This is a genomic window from Polyangium sorediatum (genome assembly GCF_029946465.1).
GTDB classification, from domain to species: Bacteria; Myxococcota_A; Polyangia; order Polyangiales; family Polyangiaceae; genus Polyangium; species Polyangium fumosum.
Map to the genome: position 1 here is coordinate 1 of NZ_JARZHI010000117.1, position 20,331 is coordinate 20,331.

Below are 20,331 nucleotides of genomic sequence, written 5' to 3' on the forward strand. Positions count from 1 at the left end.
GGCTTCTTCGTCGGCCTGTTTGAAAAACTGCGCGGAGCGCAGTTTTTCAACCCTGGGTCCAGCGCCTCGCTGGTCCGGGGTCGAGGGGGCGGACAGCCCCCCGCGGGGTCCGGGGCGGCGCCCCGGCACGGTGCTTCTCAGATGAGACCCATGCTCAGCCACCCTGTGGAACCCCCTCTGCGATCATTTTTTTCAACGACCCGTCACGAAACGGTGGGCTGCCCGGTCCTGGCCGCAACGCCAGTGGCAAGAGGGCCACGGGCAGGCCGTGCCTGGCTCGGCCGACAAGCCGTATGGCATCGACAAGGCCGGTCTCGACGGAACTCTCGAGGAGACAGACATGAACGCAAACATGAGCGTCGACAACACCCCCCACCGCGGGAAACCAGCGTCCGACGAATTGGTTCCGTCGCGCTACGCGTTGCGGATCGGCGAGATTGACGTGCTGGTGATCAGCGATGGCGTGCTGCCGCTGCCCTTCGCGACGATGGCCACCAATGTCGAGCCGGCCGTGCGCACGGCCTGGCTGGACAACCTGTTCCTGCCGGACAAGTTCGATTGGGCGTTGAACGTGATCGTGGTGCGCAGCGGCGCCCGCACCATCCTCGTCGACTCCGGGTTGGGGAAGGAGTTCTCGGGTTTCCCGCGGGCCGGGCAGTTGGCCCTGCGACTGGAGGCCGCCGGCATCGATCTCGCCGACCTGACCGACGTGGTGCTGACCCACCTGCACATGGACCATATTGGCGGGCTGCTCGGCGACGGGATACGAGAGCGGCTGCGTCCGGACCTGCGGATCCACGTGGCGGCCGCCGAGGTCAACTTCTGGGCGGCGCCCGATTTCTCCCGCACCACCATGCCGTCGCCGATACCGGACGTGCTTCGGGCGACCGCGCAGCGGTTCCTGAAGGAGTACCACAGCCTGCTGCGGCCGTTCGAGGAGGAGCACGAGGTGGCAGCAGGGGTGGTCGTCAGGCGAACCGGCGGCCACACCCCTGGGCATAGCGTGGTCCGCCTGGCGTCCGGCGGCGAGCGGCTGACGTTCGCGGGCGACGCCGTGTTCCCGGTCTCCTTCGAGCACCCCGAATGGCACAATGGCTTCGAACACGACCCCGAGGCGTCGGTCAACGTCCGGATCCGGCTTTTCCGCGAGCTTTCGGCGACCCGCGAACTGCTGGTGGCCACGCACCTATCGTTCCCGTCCGTCGGTCGGGTGGCGGTCGATGGCGACGCCTTTCGCTTCGTACCGGCCTACTGGGACTACTGAGCGCTTGTTGGCTTAGGCCGAACACGGGCGCAGCGCTTTCAAGGCCGCGCCCGTGTAGAGCAAGCGGGGTTCAGGGCCGAGTCAACAATACTCTTCGAGGAATGCGAGCAGCGCGTCGACGTCGACCGGCTTGCTCAAGAACCCGGTCGGGCAGAGCGCGCGGACGCGATTGCTGTTCGCTCCGGCCGTCAGGACGACGACGGGAATCCTCGAAAGCGCCGGATGCTGGCGTTGCTCCGCGAGGAACCCGTAGCCATCCATGATGGGCATCATCATGTCGAGCAAAATGACGCAGGGCGCCTCGTGCTCCGCGAGATACGAGAGCGCCGCGCGCCCATGACAAGCCGTCACCACGCGATACCCCTCGTCCACGAGGAGCGTCTCCAGGGCCTCGAGCACCCCCGGATCGTCATCGACGACGAGGATCGTGCCGAGACGACACCCGTCGGCCTCCGACATGGCATTCTGTTGATCGTCGATCACGCAATCCTCCTCGACGGCGGGCGGCCCTTCGGGTCATTCCGATTCCACCGGAACGCGCGGCAGCGTGACGCGGAAGGTCGTCCCTGCCCCAGGCTCGCTCTGGAGGTCGAGCGAGCCACGGAACGCGTCCACGATCTTGCGCACGATCCAGAGCCCGAGGCCGAACCCGCCGCGGTGGTGCTCCGACGGGGAGAGCTGGACGAATCGATCGAAGATCCGGCCCTGATCCTGCGGCGGGATCCCGGGGCCATGGTCGCGCACCGACATGACGGCATGCCCGTCCTGCTCGGTCACGGTGACTTCGATCGGCGCTCCAGGCGCATACTTGATTGCATTCGAGAGGATGTTCACCAGCACCTGCTCGACCCGCAGCCGGTCCCATAGGCCCGTGATCGGCGCGTCGGCGCGCAGCGAGAGCTTGCAGCCTGCCTTGTCCAGGTTCTCGGAGAAACGCTCGGCGGTCATTCGTGCGACGTCGGAGAGGTCCACCTCCTCGGGCGTGAGCGCGAGCTGACCGGACAAGGCGCGAGAGAAGTCGAGGAGATAATTCACGAGCTTCTCCAGCCTGCCGCACTCCGCCTTGGCCTTCGTCAGCCGCTCGGCGAGCTGCCCTGCCGAGCATGTCCCTTTCGCGCCGGCCCGCAGCAAGCTCTCGATGTAGAGCTGCAGCGAGGTGAGCGGCGTCTTCAGCTCGTGGGAGGCGACCGAGATGAAGTCTTCTCGCATGCGCAGCGCCTCCTCGAGCTCCGCCGTTCGCTGGCGGACGCGCTCCTCGAGCTCCTCGTTGAGCTGGCGAAGCTCCTCCTTGGCGATCTTGAGCGACGAGCTCTCGATGAGCTCCCATTGGTTGGCGCGTCGGGTGAGCGCGAACTGATGGCTCCGCACGACGTCGATGACGCTGTCGGAGTTGCATCGGCCGAGGGAGTAGGCGCAGAGGCCGACGATCCGGTGCCCCCGAAACGCCCCGGTCAGCCTCGCCTCGTAGTCGGCGAAGCTCTTCCAGTCGCATACCTCGAGAAAGGACGTGTTCCCGCTCGCCCGCAGCCCCGAATAGCCCTTCTGGAGCGCGATGGCCTGCCGCTCGATCCACATCTGATGGAGGGTCTCGGTTTTGAGCCCCCCGGTCTTCAGATACCAGTCCTGATAATCGATGATCTCGAGCTGACCGCTGCGCTCGAGCGCCTCGATGTTGGGCACGGCTGCCCTGAACAGGTCGCGCGCCTGGTGGGCGCGGAGCGGATCGGCCGTGACCCAGACACATTGCGCGTTCCCGCGGATCCCCGCGAGGAAATACGGAACGAGCGCGTCGGCGAGATCCCGCTGAGAATCGTAGAACTGGCAAAAATGCGAGCCCCAAGGGAGAAGACCGACTGCCGGGATACCGCTGTCAACGTCCGCTGCTGCTACCATGATCCATTCGTACTCCCCATGCGTTGTGGCGATGCGCGAAAGAGGAGGCAAGCGATGGCCGCGCAATTTTCATTCCGATGCTGGCGCTCGTGCTCGGCGGCGAGGCAGGGAGCGGGGGCGGAAGCGGAGGCGGTACGCACGGAACGCGGGAAAGGCTCTCGATTCTCCGGGCCTGACGAACTTGACGAATCGACGATGGCTTGGTTGACCTACCCCCGGGATCGCGACCATGGAGGGAATGCCCGCCGGGCTGCCGGCCTCACGCCGACCGCCCACGCCGGCCAGCGCCGCGACAACCTTTCGCGACGGACAAACGCCGTGATGGAGGCGAGGTGCGCCCATGCTCGTGGCTTCATTGCTGAATCGATTTCCGCTCTGGATGCTCTTGGGGGTCACCATCGTGGTCCTCCTGATCGCCGCCGAGGGCGGTTATCGGCTGGGACGGTACCGGTTGCGCAGCCCCGAGCAGGAGCAAGGGACGCACGTGCTCGCCCTGGTCACCACCACGATGGGCTTGCTGGCGCTCGTCCTGGCCTTCACGTTTGGCTTCGCGGCGTCCCGCTTCGAGGCCAGGAAACAGATCGTCGTCGACGAAGCCAACGCCGTCGAGACGACCTACCTGCGCGCCGGCCTGCTCCCCGGCGACCGCGGCGTGAAGGTCCGCAGACTGCTGCGTGAATACGTGGAGGTGCGCCTGGAGGCGGTGAAGCTCGGCAACGCCGAGCACGCAGTGGAGCGCTCGGTGGAGCTGCACTGGGAGCTGTGGAAGGAGGCGGAGGCCGCCGGACGAGAGCAGCCCGCCTCGTCCGTCGTGGAGCTCTTCATCGAATCGCTGAACAAGACGATCGAGCTCCACGCGATGCGCGTCAAGGTGGCCGTCCGGAGCGGCATGCCCGAGGCCATCTGGGCGGCGCTTTATCTGGTCGCGGTCCTGAACCTGATGGCCGTCGGATATCACGCCGGTCTGGTCAAGACGCCCCGGTCCCCCGCGGTCGCGACGCTGGTCATCGGCCTCTCGGTCCTCATGATGTTGACCGCCGACCTCGACCGCTCGCAGGAAGGGGCCCTCCGGGTGAGCCAGCAGGCGATGATCGATTTGCAACACCTGATGGGCGATTGAGCAGCACTCGCCGAGGGAGGGACAGATGACGGAGACAGCCGAAGGATCATCCGCGGTCACGGGAGCGAGGGCCACGCCGCACCTCTCCGCCGAGGGGCACGCGGCGCGCGGCAAGGCGGAGCGCGAGAAGGTTCCGCGGACCAGCCACGCGACCTGGGAGGCGCCGCTCCACCGGCCCGATCCCATCACGCTGCTGGAGGAGCAGGCGAAGAGCCGCGTGCCCGAGCTCGTGCCCCTTCGTTATGGCCGGATGCTGGTCTCCCCCTTCACGTTCTACCGGGGCGCTGCGTACGTGATGGCCTCCGATCTGGCCACCACCCTGCGCTCGGGCCTGACCGTGCAGCTCTGCGGCGACGCGCACCTCTCGAACTTCGGGGTATTCGGCTCCCCCGAGCGGCGCATGATGTTCGACATCAACGATTTCGACGAGACGCTCCCGGGGCCGTGGGACTGGGACGTGAAGCGGCTGGCCGCGAGCATCGAGCTTTGCGGGCGTGACCACGGCTTCTCGAAGTCGGCGCGCGCCGACATCGTCCAGACGGCCGTCCGCGAGTATCGCGAGGCGATGCGGAGCTTCGCGAAGCTCGGCCACCTCGACCTCTGGTACACGAGCCTCGACATCGAACGGGTCTTCGAGCAATTCGGCGCGCGGGTGGGTGCCAAGCGCCTGAAGGTCACCGAGCACAACGTCGCGAAGGCCCGGACGAAGGACAGCCTTCAGGCCTACGAGAAGCTGACCCACGAGGTCGACGGTCGTCGGCGAATCCTCAGCGATCCTCCCCTGATCATCCCGATGGACGAGTTCATGAAGGGCGTGGCCCGCGAGCAGCTCGAAGAGCAGGTGCGCGCGCTCCTGCACGGCTACCGGGCCACGCTCCAGGCCGATCGGCGGCACCTGCTGGAGGGGTACGACTTCGTGGACATGGCCCACAAGGTCGTCGGGGTCGGGAGCGTGGGCACGCGCGCCTGGATCCTCCTGCTTCTCGGCCGTGACGACGAGGATCCGCTCTTCCTGCAGGCGAAAGAGGCGCACGCCTCGGTCCTCGAGCCGTTCCTCGGCAAGAGCGAGTACCCCAACAGCGGCCAGCGCGTGGTGGCGGGCGAGCGGCTGATGCAAGCCGCGAGCGACATCTTCCTCGGCTGGCAGCGGGTGAAGGGCGCAGGCGGGATCGAGCGCGATTTCTACGTGCGCCAGCTCCGCGACTGGAAGTTCTCGGTGGACGTCGCCGCGCTGGATCGGGTCACCTTGACGACGTACGGCAGTCTTTGCGGCTGGACCCTCGCACGCGCGCACGCGCGCTCGGGCGATCGGATCGCCATCGCGGCCTACCTCGGGAAAGGGGACACGTTCGACGAGGCCATCGGCGCATTCGCGATCGCCTACGCCGATCAGACGGAGCGCGACCACCAAGCGCTGGTGGACGCCGTGAAGAGCGGGCGCATCCAGGCCGAGACCGGGCTCTGAGCGCGGCCGGAGCACCCCGCTCCTCCCTCGCCCCCCTTCCCCTTCACCTGGCCCCCCCTTCGGCGTTAAGGTCCCGCCCAAGGAACGACCCCGCATGACCACCAAGCTCGACAAGTCCCACGCCGAAGCCTTCTCCGAGCGCATCTGGGAGCAGGACATCCTCCCTGCCCTCACCGACTACATCCGCATCCCCTGCAAATCCCCCTCGTTCGACCGTGCCTGGCGCGAGAACGGTCACATGGAGCGGGCCGTCGCCCTCATCGAGCAGTGGTGCCGCGCGCAGCCCGTCCCGGGCCTCCATGTCGAGGTCGTGCGCCTCGAAGGCCGCACGCCCGTCATCTTCATGGAGATCCCCGGCAAGGGCGACGACACCGTCCTGCTCTACGGGCACCTCGACAAGCAGCCCGAGATGACCGGCTGGGCCGAGGGCAAAGGCCCCTGGGAGCCCGTGCGCGAGGGCGACAAGCTCTACGGCCGCGGCGGCGCGGACGACGGGTACTCGGCCTTCGCCTCCATCGCGGCCCTCCGCCTGCTCGCCGAGCAAGGCCTCCCGCATGCGCGCTGCGTCGTCCTGATCGAGGCGTGCGAGGAGAGCGGCAGCTTCGACCTGCCCGCGTACATCGACGCGCTCGCCCCCCGCATCGGCAAGCCGAGCCTGGTCGTTTGCCTCGACTCCGGCTGCGGCAACTACGATCAGCTCTGGACCACGACCTCGCTGCGGGGCCTCGTGCAAGGCACGCTCGACGTCCGCATCCTGCGCGAGGGCGTGCACTCGGGATCGGCGAGCGGCGTCGCGGCGTCGAGCTTCCGCATCCTCCGCCAGCTCCTCTCACGGGTCGAGGACGAGGGCACCGGGCGAATCCTGCTCGACGAGCTCTTCGCGGTCGTCCCCGAGCAGCGCATCGCCCAGGCCGAGGCCGCAGCCGCGGTGCTCGGCGACGCGGTCTACACGGAGATGCCGTGGGCCGCAGGCGCGCGTCCGATGGCCGACGACAACAAGCAGCTCCTGCTGAACCGGACGTGGCGCCCGGCGCTCAGCGTCACGGGCGTGGACGGGATCCCGCCGATCGCGAGCGCAGGCAACGTGCTCAGGCCCTTCACGAAGGTCAAACTCTCGATGCGGATCCCGCCGCGCGTGAACCCGCGGCGCGCAGCCGAGGCGCTGAAGCGCGCCCTCGAAGCAAATCCGCCCTACGGGGCCGACGTGACGTTCACGCTCTCGGAGCCCTCGGAGGGCTGGGACGCGCCGCCGCTCGCGCCATGGCTCGACGAGGCGATGCAGCGCGCGAGCCAAGCATTCTTCGGCCAGCCCGCGATGGCCTTCGGCGAGGGCGGGACCATCCCGTTCATGGCCATGCTCGGCGAGAAGTTCCCCGAGGCCCAGTACCTCATCACGGGCGTGCTCGGCCCGCAGTCGAACGCACACGGCCCGAACGAGTTCTTGCACATCCGTTGTGGCAAGAAGCTCACGGCGTGCGTCGCCAGCGTCATCGCGGATCATTTCACCCGCGGCGCATGAAGAGATCGGGGCACGGCAGAGGCGGGTCGTAGTATCCTCGTGTCATGCCCCCGTCCTCCGGCTCGAACGAGTTTTCCTCCGGCATCCACCACGTGGACTGGCCCGTCGTCGCGGACGAGGAGCAGCTCCCGCGGGACGCGATGGAAGCGCTCGACAAGCTCACCCAACTGAACGGTTCGAGCCCCTCGGCAAGCGCACACGCATGCGGCGCCGTCTCGCTCGTGGGCGCGATGCTCGCGACCGCAGGCTACGCCGGGCTCGTCGCGCTCGCCGAGCAGATCGCAGACGAGCTCGACGACGAGAAGCGCAACGAGCTCACGCGGCTCGCGCAGGGCATCGCAGGCGGAGGCCCAGGCGCGACCTACGGCGCGCTCGCAGATTACGCGATCCTCCTCTACCGGCGCTACCGCGGCATGGACGGCGGAATGGAGTACCGCAAGCTGCTCCACCTGATGCAACGCGCAGGCTTCTCGCCGCCGCGACAGCAGAACGACGACGACGTCGCGCGCACGCTCGACCGCAAAGGCGAATGCTGGCCCGCGAAGATCTCGATATTCGGCGACGAAGGCGACCACTGGATCCTCGTCGGCCGCGACACGCGCGGGCTCTTCATCTTCGATCCCTACCCCCGCGAAGACGGCAGCCAGATCATCCGCCCCGGAGAAGCCGACTGGAAGCGCTACGTCGAGGCCATCGGAAAAGACGAGGCCGGGCGGAACACGATTGGCTTTTTGCCCGCCGTCTCCTCCAGCGATGGCGCTTGACAAGCGTGGTGTCTCCCAGCTTCCGTAGATGCCGGTCGAATTTCGAGAGGCGCTTGGGGACGAGGAGGCACGACGATGAAGATCGGCATTCTGGGGTCGGGTGACGTCGCAAAGAAGCTCGGCAAAGGCTTTCTAGAGACAGGTCACGCCGTGATGCTCGGGAGCCGCGAGGCGAGCAAGGTGGCCGGCTGGTCGGATCACGCCGAAGCCAAAGCAGGGACGTTCGCAGAGACAGCAGCCTTCGGACAGATCGTCGTCCTCGCCGTGAAGGGCACGGTGGCGGTGGACGCCGTGAAGCTCGCCGGTCTCGAAGCACTCGCAGGCAAGACCGTGATCGACGCGACGAACCCCATCGCAGACGCGCCGCCCGTCGACGGCGTGCTGCAATTCTTCACAGGCCCGAACGACTCCCTGATGGAGCGTCTCCAAGCCACAGCGCCCGACGCGCACTTCGTGAAGGCATTCAGCAGCGTAGGCTCCGGCCTCATGTTCCGCCCAAACTTCCCAGGCGGCCGGCCCACGATGTTCATCGCAGGCAACAGCGAAGAAGCCAAAGCCGAAGTACGCCGGATCCTCGACACCTTCGGCTGGGACAGCGAAGACATCGGCAAAGCCGCCGGCGCCCGCGCGATCGAGCCCCTCTGTCAGCTCTGGTGCGCGCCGGGGTTCCAGCGCAACCAGTGGACGCACGCGTTCAAGCTGTTGAAGCTCTGAAGGCGTCGCGCTGGGGCTTTGCCCCAGGCCCCACCCGGGGCTGTCCGCCCCGGGACCCGGACCAGCGAGGCGCTGGACCCAGGTCGATGAACTGCGCGGTGCGCAGTTCATCGAACAGCCAGGGTCAAGACCAGCGACGATCCTGCCAGCGGAGGCCGCAGCGCTGCAGGTTCAACCGGCAGCGTACGCGTCGCCGGCTTGAAACCCACCTCCGCGGTCTTGCCACGGGCCCGTTGGAAGAACTGCGCACCGCGCAGTTCTTCCACCTTCGGTCCAGGCCGTGCCTGGTCCGGGTCGAGGGGCGGACAGCCCCCGCGGGGTCCGGGGCAGCGCCCCGGCGCGACGCCCTCAGCCCGCAGGAACAGCCGACGCCGGCGGCGGCGAGGCAAGCCGAAACAGCAGCACCCCCGCTGCGACGAGCACCACGTCGCGCAGCACGGTCCACATCGTCACGGGCCCTGATCCCTCGCCGAAGCAGCCACACGTGATGTTCACGCCACGCGCGACCACGGATGCCACGGCCACCGTGAACACGCCGAGCACGAGCGTGGAGGCGAGCGCGCTGGCGCGGACCCAGGGACGCGGGCCTACGAGGATCGCGAGGCCGAGGACGATTTCTACGGCGGGTAGCGTCGCGGCGAGCAGCGGGGCGAGATCGGGCAGGAGCTGGTAGTTGTGGATCTCCAGCGCGAAGGACGTCGGGTCGCTCCACTTGAGCGCGCCGGCCGCGAGGAACATGCCGCCGAGGCCGAGACGCAAGAGCCAAAGAAGCGCGGTCTTTTTCACGGGCTCGGCTCCTGTTTGTGGGTGATGGCGCAACCGGGGCATGGGCCCGAGGCGCACGCCAGGCCCTCCTGCTCCCATGCGGAAAAGCCGCCGCGGAGCACGCGCACGTCCATCTTCAGCCCGCGGCGACGTAGCGTCTCGGCCACCTCGGCGGCTTCTTCGGTCGACGCGCCGTAGACCACGATTGTGTGCGCGTGGCCGAGCTCCTTCATCGCCACCTCGGCGCCGCTCGCGGTCATGTCGCACGGCAGGTGGATTGCGTCGGCCACGTGCCCGGCCTCGAAGCTCTCGGCTGTGCGGGTGTCGGCGAAGAGCGTGCCCGCTTGGCCGCACAGGCTCGAAGCCTCGCGCGGGGTCATCTCGATCACGGGCGCCTCTTCGGCCGCGGCTGCGGTGCACGCGGTGGGCGGTTCGAAGCCGGTGAGGGCGACGCCTGCGGGCCGCGCGGCGTTGATGCCGAGGCCGAGCACGGCGCCCCCGACGAGCAGCGCCAACGACCGCAAGATGAGGGGTCGATCGAGCCCGGACCACATCCTCCCGCGAAGCTAGCGCGGATGCGGCGAGGAGGCGAGGTATGCTGCGGCAAAGAAGCGCACGCCTTGCCATTTCGCGCTTCCCATCGCCTCGCCTCCCGGGTGATCATGGCCGCGCCCGATCGACCCCGAGGCCCCGGATGAGCGACCCCATCGCAGCACGCAAAGGCGATCATCACCTCTGTTTGCAGCATGTCGGCAAGGACATCTTGCCTGCTTGCGCGCCGACCATCCTCGTCGGCGGCGAGCCTGCTGCTCGCGTGACCGACTTGCTCGAGTGCACGGGCTCGCCGCCCGACATCATCGGCATCGGCGAGCCCACGGTGCTCCTCGAAGGCAAGATGGCGGCGCGCTTTGGTGATGGGACGGCCCATGGCGGGCTCATCGACGAGGGGTGCCCCACCGTGATCATCGGCAAGATGACCGCGGCGGACAAACGCATGCGCCTCATGGAGCGCTTGCGCCTCATCGACGCGGCTCGCCAGCGCGCGGCCTCCATGCCGAACGGCGCCGAGAGGGACCGCCTCTCGAACGCGGCCGAGCGCCTTGCTCGGAACAACCACGCCGTCGAGGACGCGCGCCTCGTGAACGACGTCTACCGCACGAGCGGCGCGCCCGAGGGCTGGACGCGCCTCGGCCCGAACGACCTCCCGCCGGAGCTACGCAACGCCACCTTCCACGACGACAGCACTGGGTTTTACTCCGACCTCTACCGCTCCGACATCGATGGCAGCTACCGGCTGATCATGCGCGGCACGGAGTTCGAGACCTGGAAGCAGTGGGACGGCAACGACTGGCTCTGGGGCAACCTCTCGCAGGGCGCGGGCCTCGAAGGCGCGCAGTACACGCAGGCCGTCGAGCTCTCGCGGCAGGTCGCTGCGGTCTACGGCGACAACGCGAGCATCGCCGGGCACTCCCTCGGCGGCGGCCTCGCCTCGGCCGGCTCCCTCGCCTCGGGCCTGCCCGCGAACACCTTCAACGCCTCGGGCATCCACAACAACACGTACGATCGTTACGGCCTCGATGCTTCTCAGGCGAACGACCTCGTCGACGCGTACCGGGTCGACGGCGAGATCCTGACCTGGGCGCAGGAGCAGTCGCCCATCGCCGGGATGATGCCGGACGCGATCGGCAACCGGTACGACTTGAACGCGGTGAACCAGAATCCGGACGGCAGCTTCACGGCGCGCGGGTGGCCGCCCGAGCCGACGTTCCAGCAGCCGGATCACTGGACGGGGTGGCTCAATCCGTTCGGCATGGGCAAGCGCACCGGCGAGTGGGCGCGGGCGGAGGCGGAGCAGGAGCTCGCCATCTTCGGCGAGCGGACCGAGCGGCACAGCACCCACGAAGCGGGCATCGAGCAACAGAAGAGCCAGGACATCGCGACCATCCAGGGGATGATGTGAAGGACGTCAAGCGATTCGCCGCAGGTCTCGCGGGGCTCGTCGGTGAGAGGCCGCCCCTCCCGCCCGCGAACGAGGTGTTCCCGAGCGAGCGGCTGCGCGAGGCCGCCGCGGCCGCCGAGCGTGGCGACGTGGCGACGCTGCGCGCGCTCGTCGATCGCGGCGCGGATCTCGACGAGGTCGCGCCTTCGGGCGTGAACCTGCTCATGTACGAGATCGTCGCGAAGAACGAGCTCGCCGTGCGCGCCTTGCTCGCGGCCGGCGCGAAGCCGAACGTGCTCACGCCGATCGGCACCTCGCCGATGCTCCTGGCCGCGACGAGCCCCGATCCGCGCTTCCTCGGCCTCCTGCTCGAGAGCGGCGGCAATCCGAACCTCGAGAACGACAAGGGCGTTCCCCTCGCCCACCAGGCCCTCAACGTCGGGCAATGGCAACACCTCGGGGTCCTGTTCGATCGGGGCGTCCCCGTGGACGTGAAAAACAAGATGGAGCAGACGCCCGCGCTGCGGCTCGCGTATCTCAATCGGTACGACGAGGTGCACAAGCTGCTCGATCGCGGCGCCGATCCGGAGGCGAAAGATCAGGTCGGCCTGTCCGTGCGCAAGCTCGCGGAGAAGCCGATCCCGGCGGCGGATTCGCCGCTCGAAGCGTGGCGGCAGAAGGTCGCGGAGCGGCTCGGGATTCCGGTCGATCAGGGCGGCGCGGCGCCGAGGTAGAGCTCCAAAAGGGCGCGGGCTTCGCTGTCGAGGTGGGCGGCGAGCGCGCGGGCTTCGGCCGGCGAGAGGGCGCGCAGGGCGTCGCCATGGCGCGCGTGGAGCTCGACGTCGAGGTCCTCGCGGACGAGGGCGAGCACCTCGCCGAGCCGCGCCGTGTCCCCGGGCCGCGTCGGTCCGACCTTGGAGACGGCGGCGTTCAGGCGATTCTCGTTCACCAGGGACGAGGCCTCGTGCACGAGCCAATCGAGCGCCGAGGCGGCGGGCGCGCGCGGGCCGGACCATTTCTCGGCCTCGTGAAAACGCTCGTCCTCGGCGAACTCCGCAATCTTGCGTTTCACGACGGGCCGCGCCCCGCCCGCGCGCCTCGGCACGACGAGCGCGCGGGCGGGCTTCAGGACCACGCCTTCGGCCTTGTTTGAGGGCCCGAGCGAAGGCAGGCCGAGCCGCGCGGGGATCGTCGTCTCGAATCCGATCGGGTAGGCAAACGCGTCCTCGTACCGGCCGCGGAAGAGCGGCCGCGCGAAGGGAATGCCGGCCTCCTCGCACGCCTCGCGGGCCTCGTCTTGATCGAGGTACACGCGCTCCGAACCCCCTTCCTGCACGAACCCCACGTCGAACGCGCAGAACTCGATCCCCGGGGCATACCAGCAGCCGGTTTGCACGGGCTGCACCCCGGCGACGGGCGGGACGTCGGGGTGCGGATAACCGCCGCCGAAGAGCTCTCCATACACGAAGACGCTCGTGGCCTTCGGCGCGCGGGTTTTGACCCGGGCGAGCACGTCCCGCACGCCGCCCGCGTATCGGCGCAGGACGCCGCGGTGACCAAAAAAGTCCTCGTCGTCCGCCAGGAGCCCCTTTCGTTTGGCGCACCGCACCTCGTCGCCCTCCGTGACGAAGCAGAAGTTCGCGCCGTGGATCTTCTCGGTGACGATCCACTCGGCCCGGCTCGCCGCGCGGTGGGCCGCCTCGTCATCGCCCAGGGCGGCCGCGAGGCTCTCGGCGATCTTTTCGTACGGGGAAAACGGGGGGATGGGCGGGGGCGTCATGGGCGACTCATGGGGCGGGGTTTCCCGAGCAAAGCCATTCACAGCCGCAGACCTGGAGCTTGTGCCCCTTCTCGGAGCAAGCGTCCTGGAAGGCGGCGCGGGCGGGCTCGGGCGTGCAATCGTCCTTCGCGGGGGCGCAGGCCTTGCCGTGGCCCTCGGCGTCGTAGGCTTGTTTCTCGCCGCTGCCCGGATTGCCGCCGCAGAGCATCTCGCAGCCGCACTGGATCATGCGGAAGCCGCCGAGCGAGCAACGATCGGCGAGCTCACGATCGGGCGAGACGGCGGGGCACTCGGCCGGCGGAGGCTCGCAGGGCTTGGCCTGCCCGCGGGCGTCGTACCCCTTGGCAGGCGCGGCCGCGGCGAGAGGCGCGCCGGGCGGATGCGGCGGGGGCGTTTGGCTGGCGCAGGCGAAGAGGGACGCGGCGAGGACGAGGAGGAGCGGGCGCGGCAGGAGAATGGGCATGGCGGGCGGGAGAAGAGACCACTCGCGGGGCGAGGCGTCAATGGGCGGAGGCGGAAGACGGGTCCCGGCGCGCGCGGAGGCGGCTGACGCGACAACCCGCTCGATCCGCGCCCCGCAGACGCCGCACGCTCCCTTCTGCGCGAGGATCAGGTCCAGATGACGGCCGTCTTCAGACCCACGAGGTTTCCGGCGGCGTCGAGGCCCACGAGATAAAGCGGGTGCTCCGCGCCGAACTCCGGATCGTCGCGGCCGAGGATCGCCGCCGTGATCTCGCGCAGGTTGGCCTTCATGAACCGCACGAGCTCCTCCACCGATTCCATTTCCGGCATGTCCCAATGAACATGGATGAATGCCTGGAGCGCCGGGTCTGCGGGCTGGAACCGCCTGATCTCGTGCTCTGGGCGGTCCGTGAGCCCGAGCGTCGCGCGGAAGGCGTCGGGGCTGAGCTGGTCGAGCTTCGCGGCGGCGTGGAAGGACGCAACGGGCGCCCCGCCCTCCGTGCCGTAGTAGCCATCGAAAAAGAGCCCCTTCGCGAGCTCTCCGATCTTCTGCGCGAGCGCCTCGCCCGTGGGCGCGGTCGCTGCTTTGAGCGTGCGCGCGAGGGCGACGGCGAGCTTGCCGAGATCGGACATGCGCGCGACCTCGTCCTCGGAGAGGCCATTGTTGTCGAGGTCGTGGCGATCGACGAGCTCGGTCCGGATGTGCACGAGCGCGGCGTCGATGTCGGACTTGGTCATCCGGGCCGAGCGCGCGGCGTCGCGGCGGTCGATGAAGCGATAAAGCATGTCGACGAGATCCCGCTCGGTGCCCTCCAGCGAGAGCAGCTTGGCGCGGACGTCCTTGCGGCTGACGATGCCGTCGGGACCCGCGGCCTGGAGGAGCTGCTCTGCTGCGCGACCGAGCGCGGCGTGGACATCGGACGTGGCGAGGGTGGTCATCTGCTCGTCTCTCCTTGTGAAGATGGCGTGGGTGGGATTTCTCCGCCGCGGCAGGACATCGGAGGGCCGCGACGTTTGGTGTCGCCCCATGTACCTCTCTCGGAGCCACGTCCGATATTGGACCAAGGTCCTATGCGACTTCGGCGCCGGCAGCTCGCAGCGGGAAGGAGACGCGCACGACGAAGCGCAGACTGTGCCCGGCTCTGCCCTGGTTCAGCTCTGCTGCCGACCGTCCGGGGGGCCTTGTACGGTCCAGTCGCTGGGACGAACGTCGATGACGGGCATGCCGGCGGCGCGGGCCGCGCGGACCCCTTCGTCGGTGTTCTCGAACGCCAGGCATCTGTGGGGAGCCACGGCGAGTTGCGCGGCGGCCAGCAGGAAGGCGTCGGGGGCGGGCTTGAGGCGGGCGATGTGCTCGCGGGCGACGAGGACGTGGAACAGGTCGGCGAGACCGACCGCGGCGAGGCCGGCGCGTACGACCTGGCCGTCGTTGGGCGTCATCCGGTGCCCGGGGGCCGCGCGGTTCAGGGCCAGATGGACCATCCCCGTCACCAGCGGCATCTCGAAGAAGGAACCGTCCGGGGACTGCGCCCGCTCCAGTTCCTCCAGGGTGTGCAATGGCAGGGGCATGCCAAGGGCGGAGCAGGCGATGGGACGTACCAGGCCCCGTCGCCGGCCTGCATATCGACGACGAAATCAATACCTTCAGGCGCAGGACCCTAGGGGGCCAGGCACCGTTCGCAATGGGACCTTGGTCCCATTGCGTGCCACTGGATCAGCGTCCTGGGTGCTGCGCGCGCCGGTGATGCTCGTGCCAGGCCCCCCGCCCGACGTCATCCACTTGCCGGCGGCGAATGGAGCGGCATCGTAGCGCCACGGGTTGATGGAGCATGTCCATTCGTGATACGCGACCTCGCGTGAACCGTCGTCGACCCAGGAAAGCGCAAACATCCAAAAAGCAAACATCGGAGCCGTTGCAGGTCGAACACCTCGCGAAGATGCATGAGGTCGGTCTGCTCCGAGGGCTCACGGTGGAGGCGCTCCGCGTCCTGCTGCCCGAGGTCGAGGAAGCCGCCAAGCACGAGCGGGAAAACGACCCGTTCGGCAATGAGGACGACCCTCGAAATCTCACGGATCGCTGGCTGGATCATGTATTCTACCTCCACCTCGCGAAGGCTGGGCCAGCGGAGGGAGCGCTCACTTCCAGCGTCTCGCTGGCCGACCTCACCTCGATGCTGGCGGGAGACGCGCCCCCCAAGATCGTGCTCACGGACGCCACGAATCGCCGAGCCGGCCGCAAGGTGCGCGTGTCCTTTCCCCCCTCTGCACATGCCTCGGTGGACGTGCTTTGCAAGTCGACCGAAGATCTCGCTGCCGTGGCGAGTTATGCCCTGCGGAAGGTCGACGATCCACGCTGCTTCGTGCGCGTCGAGGGGGATCCCAGGTTCCTGTTGGCTTCCCTGGAAACGCTCTATCTGCTCGTCACGCCCGAGCAGGTTCGCGCGCTGGTGGAGCTGGGCATCCTGCGCGACGACGAAGAGATCAGCGACATCGTCGAGCCCATCGCTGGCCCGCCCGTGCCGTACCTGGAGGTGCAAGGGATCGCAGCAGCGGGCGAGAAAGCGAAGCTCCAAAGCAGCGTGCTCGCCATGCCTCGAGGGGGCGATTGGGAGATCCAAGGCCGCATGGTGCGGGCGCCCCAAGGCCCCCACGCGACCAACCTGAGCGGCCATGCATACGCGCGGCTTTATAAAATCAAAGGCTGGCAGCCGTCGCCGAGGCCGACGTCCGACACCTTCAGCGCCAAGTGGGAGATGGTTCCTGGCGCGCTGCTCGCCATCCTCGACGGCGGCGACGATGCCGAGCGAGCATCCGAGCGCGTGCAAGCAGCGCTGGACGAGCTCAAGAGCGCTGCATGCAATGCGGACCGCGGGGCGCCCACCGCCCTCCCGGAGCCGCCCGAGGTGGCCATGGTGACGGCGCAAATCGGAGCCGCAGAGCTGCTCGTGCGGCGGCGCGGGACCGCCATGGCAATCGTGGTTCGAGACGGCCTCGCGCTCGAGCCGGGCGAAGCGCAAATGCCGCTGGAGCCGGGGGACACCGTCGTCCTCGGCACCGATCTCGGCGCGGCGGTGACGCGCGACGAGATCGCGGCCGTGGCGGCAAAGCCCGGCAACGACGGGCCGGTATCGTCGCTGCTCGAGCGCGCGGCCAAGGGAGGCGCCGTCCGGCCCGCGCTCCTGATTGCGCGCGTCGCGCTGCGACAACGCAACCATGCAGACGTCTGGTGAGCTGTTTTCAGAGCGGGGGCGCGAGCCTCCGACTCGCTGGAACGAGGGGTTGACGGCATGCACGGCGCTGAGGGTGAGCAACCCGCCCATTTGCCCGCGCGTACGAGCACCGTCACCGCGGCTGCATCCCCAGCGGGCGTGTGTCCACGACCGACGCGCTGATCAGAAGCGGGGGCGGAAGCGGGAGCGCGAGCGGGAGCGCGAGCGGAAGCGGGAGCGCGAGCGGAAGCGGGAGCGCGAGCGGAAGCGGAAGGCGCGAGCGGAAGCGGAAGGCGCGAGCGGAAGCGGAAGGCGCGCGCGAGCGAAGCTGAGGCGCGCGCGCACGACGTGGAGATCGTTTGAGAATGTCAGGAAGGCTCGCGCCCGCGACGTGGAGACGTGTGGGCACGAGAGGAAGGCGCGCCCGCGCGCCTTGGAGACGCGCCCGCGCGCCTTGGAGACGCGCCCGCGCGCCTTGGAGACGCGTGCGCGCGCCTTGGAGACGTGTGCGCGCGCCTTGGAGACGTGTACGCGCGCCTTGGAGACGTGTGCGCGCGCCTTGGAGACGTGTGCGCGCGCCTTGGAGACGCGTGCGACAAGGCGGTCGCGGCTTCGATTTCCGAAGAGGCCCTGCGGGTCGCTCGCCGCGCGGGCGAGGCATCGACGCTCCACAGCACCGCCTTGGCCTACCTGCTGATGAGCGAGCCGGCCCGCGCACGCACTTGCTTCGAACAAGCCCTCGCCATTCACCGCGCCCTGGGCAACCGCGCGGAGGAGGCCATCACCCTCGTCGACATGAGCGCCGCTCATTCTGGCTTGGACAACCCGGCGGCAGCCATCGCCGACCTCGAGCAGGCTCTTCCGATCCTTCGCTCCGCGGGGAACACACCCACGGAGGTCGGCGCGCTCAAGATGATGGTCACGATCTGTGTCGCCTCACGGGATCAGGATCGTGCCCTCCTGTGCTTCGAACGATTGCTACAAATCTTTCGCGACGCAGGCGACAGCACCGCGGAGCGCGCGACGCTCGCAGAGATGGCGAATGTGCAGCGTGCCTTGGGAGATCGAGGGGGCCCGAGGTTGCCTCATGAACATTCCATGCCGATTCGCCCCTCCCCCGATGCCGTTCCACCGGAGCATTCCTGTCCTTGCGGGAGCGGCGCCCCCTTCCTGCGGTGCCACGGCCTGGACGCATAGGGTCACGCCCCGGGTCTACCGCAACGGGCCGCTCCCGCCTCCGCTCCCGACGTTTCGATGCGCCTACCTCGGCGGCATGGGACGCTCGCCGGCATCTGTACGGCGGACCCATGGGCGCCTGTGACGAGCGGGGAGGATGTCAGTGCCTCAGGGTGACATCGACCTGCCAGAGCTTGGCTCCCTCGATCCCGGGCTCGAAGGGCCTCAGATAGAGCATCCGCATCCACTCGCCCATCTCGAAGCTCGCCGAGACCGCGGGAACGAAGTGGAATTCCTCGATGCCCGGACAACCCACGGTGCCCCCCGAACAACGACCCGGGATGTACTGGTGCTCGGAGAGCCTCAGGAGGGAGGTCGGCGAGAGGACCATGTGCCACGAGGTCCCCGTGGAGGGGTTCGATTCCAGGCGCAAGATCAGCTCATCCCCCTGCTGAAGGGTCACCGATTTGCCATTGTCGGCGTCGAGCAAGACGATTTCGCGCGCCTGCGCGCTCGCCGGCAGAATGCCGACCATCACCGCGCCCAGCGCGAGGATCGCCGAATACGAGCAGAGCTTCCTCATGTTCTCCTCCTCGGAGCCGTCGTCTTCGAGCGCGCATCGAGCCGCGCCCGCCGTCCCCCCCTCCATCTGGGGCAGAGAGCGGCCACCGGGAGGTCTCTGCCGACGAAATCCGAGCCCCTCGACGCGCATCCACAATGACGGGCGCCGTTGAAATCGCCGCCTTTACCGGCTCCACACCATCGGAAACAAGTCGACGTCGTTCCCAATCTTCCCGAAATTGTACGTCATTTGGTCGTACAATTGGTAGTGCTTTCTTTGGACACCCGGGCGCGACGAGGGTGCGAACGAGATGAAGATGCCCGTGTCACCGCCGCACGAATGGCTCCACTTGCAAGTGTAAGTGTGGGTCTCGTCGGGCTCGAGCGAGAAGTTGGAAGAGGAGCGTGTCCCGCACGCAAGGGAGAAGTCCCGGCGGTCCTCCGTTGCATTGCGGATTTCCACCGTCTGGATGCACTCGGCCGAGGCATCTTTCGAAACCGCGAGGAAAGCAACGAACCCCAGCGCAAGGAACCGTGTTTTTTTCAGCATCGCGTCCTCCTTGCACGATCGGCCCTCCGAGCTTCGAGGCCAAGCTCGTAGGAGCCGGCCCCGCTCTGCCGATCGCACCCACGAATGACATGGGACGCTCGCCTGCGTGTGTCCACGACCGATGCTCCTCCCCCGGTGATACCGCCGTTCCACCGGAGCATTCCTGTCCTTGCGGGAGCGGCGCCCGCTTCCTCCGGTGCCACGGCCTGGACGCATAGGTCACACGTGAGACGTCCGCCCGGGAGCCATGGGCGGAGTTCTGGCAGATGACACGTGGTGGAAGGCGTCAGGCACTGAGCATGGGTCTCATCTCGAAGCCGCTTCGCTGGGGCTTTGCCCCAGACCCCACCGGGGCTATCCGCCCCTGGACCTGGACCAGCGCAAGCGCTGGACTCGTGGCGATGAACTGCGCGGTGCGCAGTTCATCGAACAGCCGGTGGCAAGACCTGCGACGATTTCGCCCAAGGCCAAGGCCGCGGCGCTGACGGCTCCGCTGGCAACGCCCCGTTGCCAGGAGAGACGCGCGTCCGTGGTCTTGCCATCGGCCCTTGGAAGAACTGCGCGGAGCGCAGTTCTTCCACGAAAGGTCCAGGGCTGGCCCTGCAAAGGGGGGCGGACAGCTACAAACAATTTCCCCGCATCGACTGCGCTTCGCGCAGTCGATGCCCAGAGGTCCAGGGCTGGCCCTGGTTCGGGCCTTTGGGCGAACAGCCCCCGCGGGGTCCGGGGCAGCGCCACGGCTCCCACGCCCCGATCGTGGCGGGAGGGTCGCCTCGGCGGCCGAGGCGAGGGAGCCATCGCCGCTCGAGGGTCACCTCGGCGGCCGAGGTGAAGGTCGGATCGTGCAGCGCGCCAGGTTCACCCTTTCTTTCGGCGCAAGGGGAGGAGCAAAAGCGCGAGCACCCACCACGCGCCATGCGAGCCCCCGCCGACCTGACGGCAGCCGCAGCTCCCCTCCTCCGTCACGAGATCGCCGCCAAAGCCGCCCGAGCCCGATCCGGTCGAGGACGAGGACGAGGACGACGCGCCGCCTGCACCACCTGCACCACCCGCGCCGCCTGCGCCGCCTGCGCCGCCCGCGCCCATGCCGCCGGCGCCGCCATTGCCGCCATTGCCGCCCGCGCCGCCGGCTCCGCCCGCGCCGCCATTG

General features: G+C 68.5%; 20 protein-coding genes. 10 read left to right on the forward strand and 10 right to left on the reverse strand.

Annotated elements, in window-relative coordinates; translation table 11 throughout:
- Positions 1–340: 340 nt before the first annotated feature.
- Positions 341–1,264, forward strand: coding sequence for an MBL fold metallo-hydrolase (locus QHF89_RS47715; RefSeq protein ID WP_284721916.1), 924 nt, complete (start codon positions 341–343; stop codon positions 1,262–1,264).
- An 81-nt stretch (positions 1,265–1,345) separates the two neighbouring features.
- Here QHF89_RS47715 and QHF89_RS47720 read toward each other — a convergent pair whose 3' ends face one another.
- Both QHF89_RS47720 and QHF89_RS47725 read right to left on the reverse strand, forming a co-directional pair.
- Entirely contained in the window at positions 1,346–1,747 is a 402-nt protein-coding gene (locus tag QHF89_RS47720) for a response regulator (protein ID WP_284721917.1), read from the reverse strand.
- Positions 1,748–1,780: 33 nt separating this feature from the next.
- Positions 1,781–3,157 (reverse strand): MEDS domain-containing protein, encoded by a 1,377-nt coding sequence (locus QHF89_RS47725; RefSeq protein WP_136973172.1) that lies wholly within the window; start codon positions 3,155–3,157, stop codon positions 1,781–1,783.
- A 340-nt stretch (positions 3,158–3,497) separates the two neighbouring features.
- On the opposite strand from QHF89_RS47725, the gene QHF89_RS47730 reads away from it, so the two are divergent.
- The 5 genes from QHF89_RS47730 (at position 3,498) to QHF89_RS47750 (ending at position 8,739) form a co-directional block, all read left to right on the forward strand.
- A complete protein-coding gene (locus QHF89_RS47730; RefSeq protein ID WP_136973171.1) occupies positions 3,498–4,277 on the forward strand; it encodes a bestrophin-like domain in 780 nt (259 codons plus the stop codon).
- Between the two features lie 25 nt (positions 4,278–4,302).
- Complete coding sequence (locus QHF89_RS47735; RefSeq protein ID WP_136973170.1) at positions 4,303–5,742, forward strand: DUF2252 domain-containing protein; 1,440 nt, start codon at positions 4,303–4,305, stop codon at positions 5,740–5,742.
- Between the two features lie 94 nt (positions 5,743–5,836).
- Positions 5,837–7,261 (forward strand): M20 family metallopeptidase, encoded by a 1,425-nt coding sequence (locus QHF89_RS47740; protein ID WP_136973169.1) that lies wholly within the window; start codon positions 5,837–5,839, stop codon positions 7,259–7,261.
- Between the two features lie 44 nt (positions 7,262–7,305).
- Positions 7,306–8,025 carry a hypothetical protein gene (locus QHF89_RS47745; RefSeq protein ID WP_136973168.1) on the forward strand — a complete coding sequence of 240 codons (720 nt, stop codon included), beginning with the start codon at positions 7,306–7,308 and terminating at the stop codon, positions 8,023–8,025.
- 75 nt (positions 8,026–8,100) lie between these two features.
- Complete coding sequence (locus QHF89_RS47750) at positions 8,101–8,739, forward strand: NADPH-dependent F420 reductase (protein WP_136973167.1); 639 nt, start codon at positions 8,101–8,103, stop codon at positions 8,737–8,739.
- Between the two features lie 348 nt (positions 8,740–9,087).
- Here QHF89_RS47750 and QHF89_RS47755 read toward each other — a convergent pair whose 3' ends face one another.
- Both QHF89_RS47755 and QHF89_RS47760 read right to left on the reverse strand, forming a co-directional pair.
- The gene (locus QHF89_RS47755) at positions 9,088–9,525 is read right to left on the reverse strand and encodes a MauE/DoxX family redox-associated membrane protein (protein ID WP_170229591.1); all 438 of its coding nucleotides are present in this window, start codon (positions 9,523–9,525) and stop codon (positions 9,088–9,090) included.
- The gene (locus QHF89_RS47760) at positions 9,522–10,028 is read right to left on the reverse strand and encodes a rhodanese-like domain-containing protein (protein WP_284721918.1); all 507 of its coding nucleotides are present in this window, start codon (positions 10,026–10,028) and stop codon (positions 9,522–9,524) included. The genes QHF89_RS47755 and QHF89_RS47760 overlap by 4 nt, the downstream gene beginning before the upstream one ends.
- A 170-nt stretch (positions 10,029–10,198) precedes the next feature.
- Here QHF89_RS47760 and QHF89_RS47765 point away from each other — a divergent pair, with 170 nt between their 5' ends.
- Together QHF89_RS47765 and QHF89_RS47770 are read left to right on the forward strand one after the other, a co-directional pair.
- Complete coding sequence (locus tag QHF89_RS47765; protein ID WP_136973164.1) at positions 10,199–11,464, forward strand: Tle-like phospholipase domain-containing protein; 1,266 nt, start codon at positions 10,199–10,201, stop codon at positions 11,462–11,464.
- The gene (locus QHF89_RS47770; RefSeq protein WP_136973163.1) at positions 11,461–12,177 is read left to right on the forward strand and encodes an ankyrin repeat domain-containing protein; all 717 of its coding nucleotides are present in this window, start codon (positions 11,461–11,463) and stop codon (positions 12,175–12,177) included. The genes QHF89_RS47765 and QHF89_RS47770 overlap by 4 nt, the downstream gene beginning before the upstream one ends.
- Here the strand turns inward: QHF89_RS47770 and QHF89_RS47775 are convergent.
- From QHF89_RS47775 to QHF89_RS47790, 4 genes are all read right to left on the reverse strand, one after another.
- Entirely contained in the window at positions 12,153–13,223 is a 1,071-nt protein-coding gene (locus QHF89_RS47775; protein ID WP_136973162.1) for an RNA ligase family protein, read from the reverse strand. The genes QHF89_RS47770 and QHF89_RS47775 overlap by 25 nt on opposite strands.
- A gap of 7 nt (positions 13,224–13,230) precedes the next feature.
- Positions 13,231–13,686: a hypothetical protein gene (locus QHF89_RS47780; protein ID WP_136933392.1), complete on the reverse strand. Its 456-nt coding sequence runs from the start codon at positions 13,684–13,686 to the stop codon at positions 13,231–13,233.
- A 146-nt stretch (positions 13,687–13,832) separates the two neighbouring features.
- Positions 13,833–14,624, reverse strand: a complete 792-nt coding sequence (locus QHF89_RS47785; RefSeq protein ID WP_136973161.1) for a nuclease — start codon at positions 14,622–14,624, stop codon at positions 13,833–13,835.
- 213 nt (positions 14,625–14,837) lie between these two features.
- Complete coding sequence (locus tag QHF89_RS47790) at positions 14,838–15,254, reverse strand: HAD-IA family hydrolase (protein WP_136973160.1); 417 nt, start codon at positions 15,252–15,254, stop codon at positions 14,838–14,840.
- 344 nt (positions 15,255–15,598) lie between these two features.
- Between QHF89_RS47790 and QHF89_RS47795 the strand changes: the two genes are divergently transcribed.
- Together QHF89_RS47795 and QHF89_RS50315 are read left to right on the forward strand one after the other, a co-directional pair.
- Complete coding sequence (locus QHF89_RS47795) at positions 15,599–16,915, forward strand: hypothetical protein (RefSeq protein ID WP_284721919.1); 1,317 nt, start codon at positions 15,599–15,601, stop codon at positions 16,913–16,915.
- Positions 16,916–17,461: 546 nt separating this feature from the next.
- Positions 17,462–18,091 carry a tetratricopeptide repeat protein gene (locus QHF89_RS50315; protein WP_425440858.1) on the forward strand — a complete coding sequence of 210 codons (630 nt, stop codon included), beginning with the start codon at positions 17,462–17,464 and terminating at the stop codon, positions 18,089–18,091.
- Positions 18,092–18,230: 139 nt separating this feature from the next.
- Here the strand turns inward: QHF89_RS50315 and QHF89_RS47800 are convergent, their stop codons facing one another.
- A complete protein-coding gene (locus tag QHF89_RS47800) occupies positions 18,231–18,653 on the reverse strand; it encodes a protease inhibitor I42 family protein (RefSeq protein ID WP_284721920.1) in 423 nt (140 codons plus the stop codon).
- A gap of 1,386 nt (positions 18,654–20,039) precedes the next feature.
- Positions 20,040–20,331, reverse strand: a 292-nt coding sequence (locus QHF89_RS47805) for an MYXO-CTERM sorting domain-containing protein (protein ID WP_284721921.1), incomplete at its 5' end; no start/stop codon positions are given.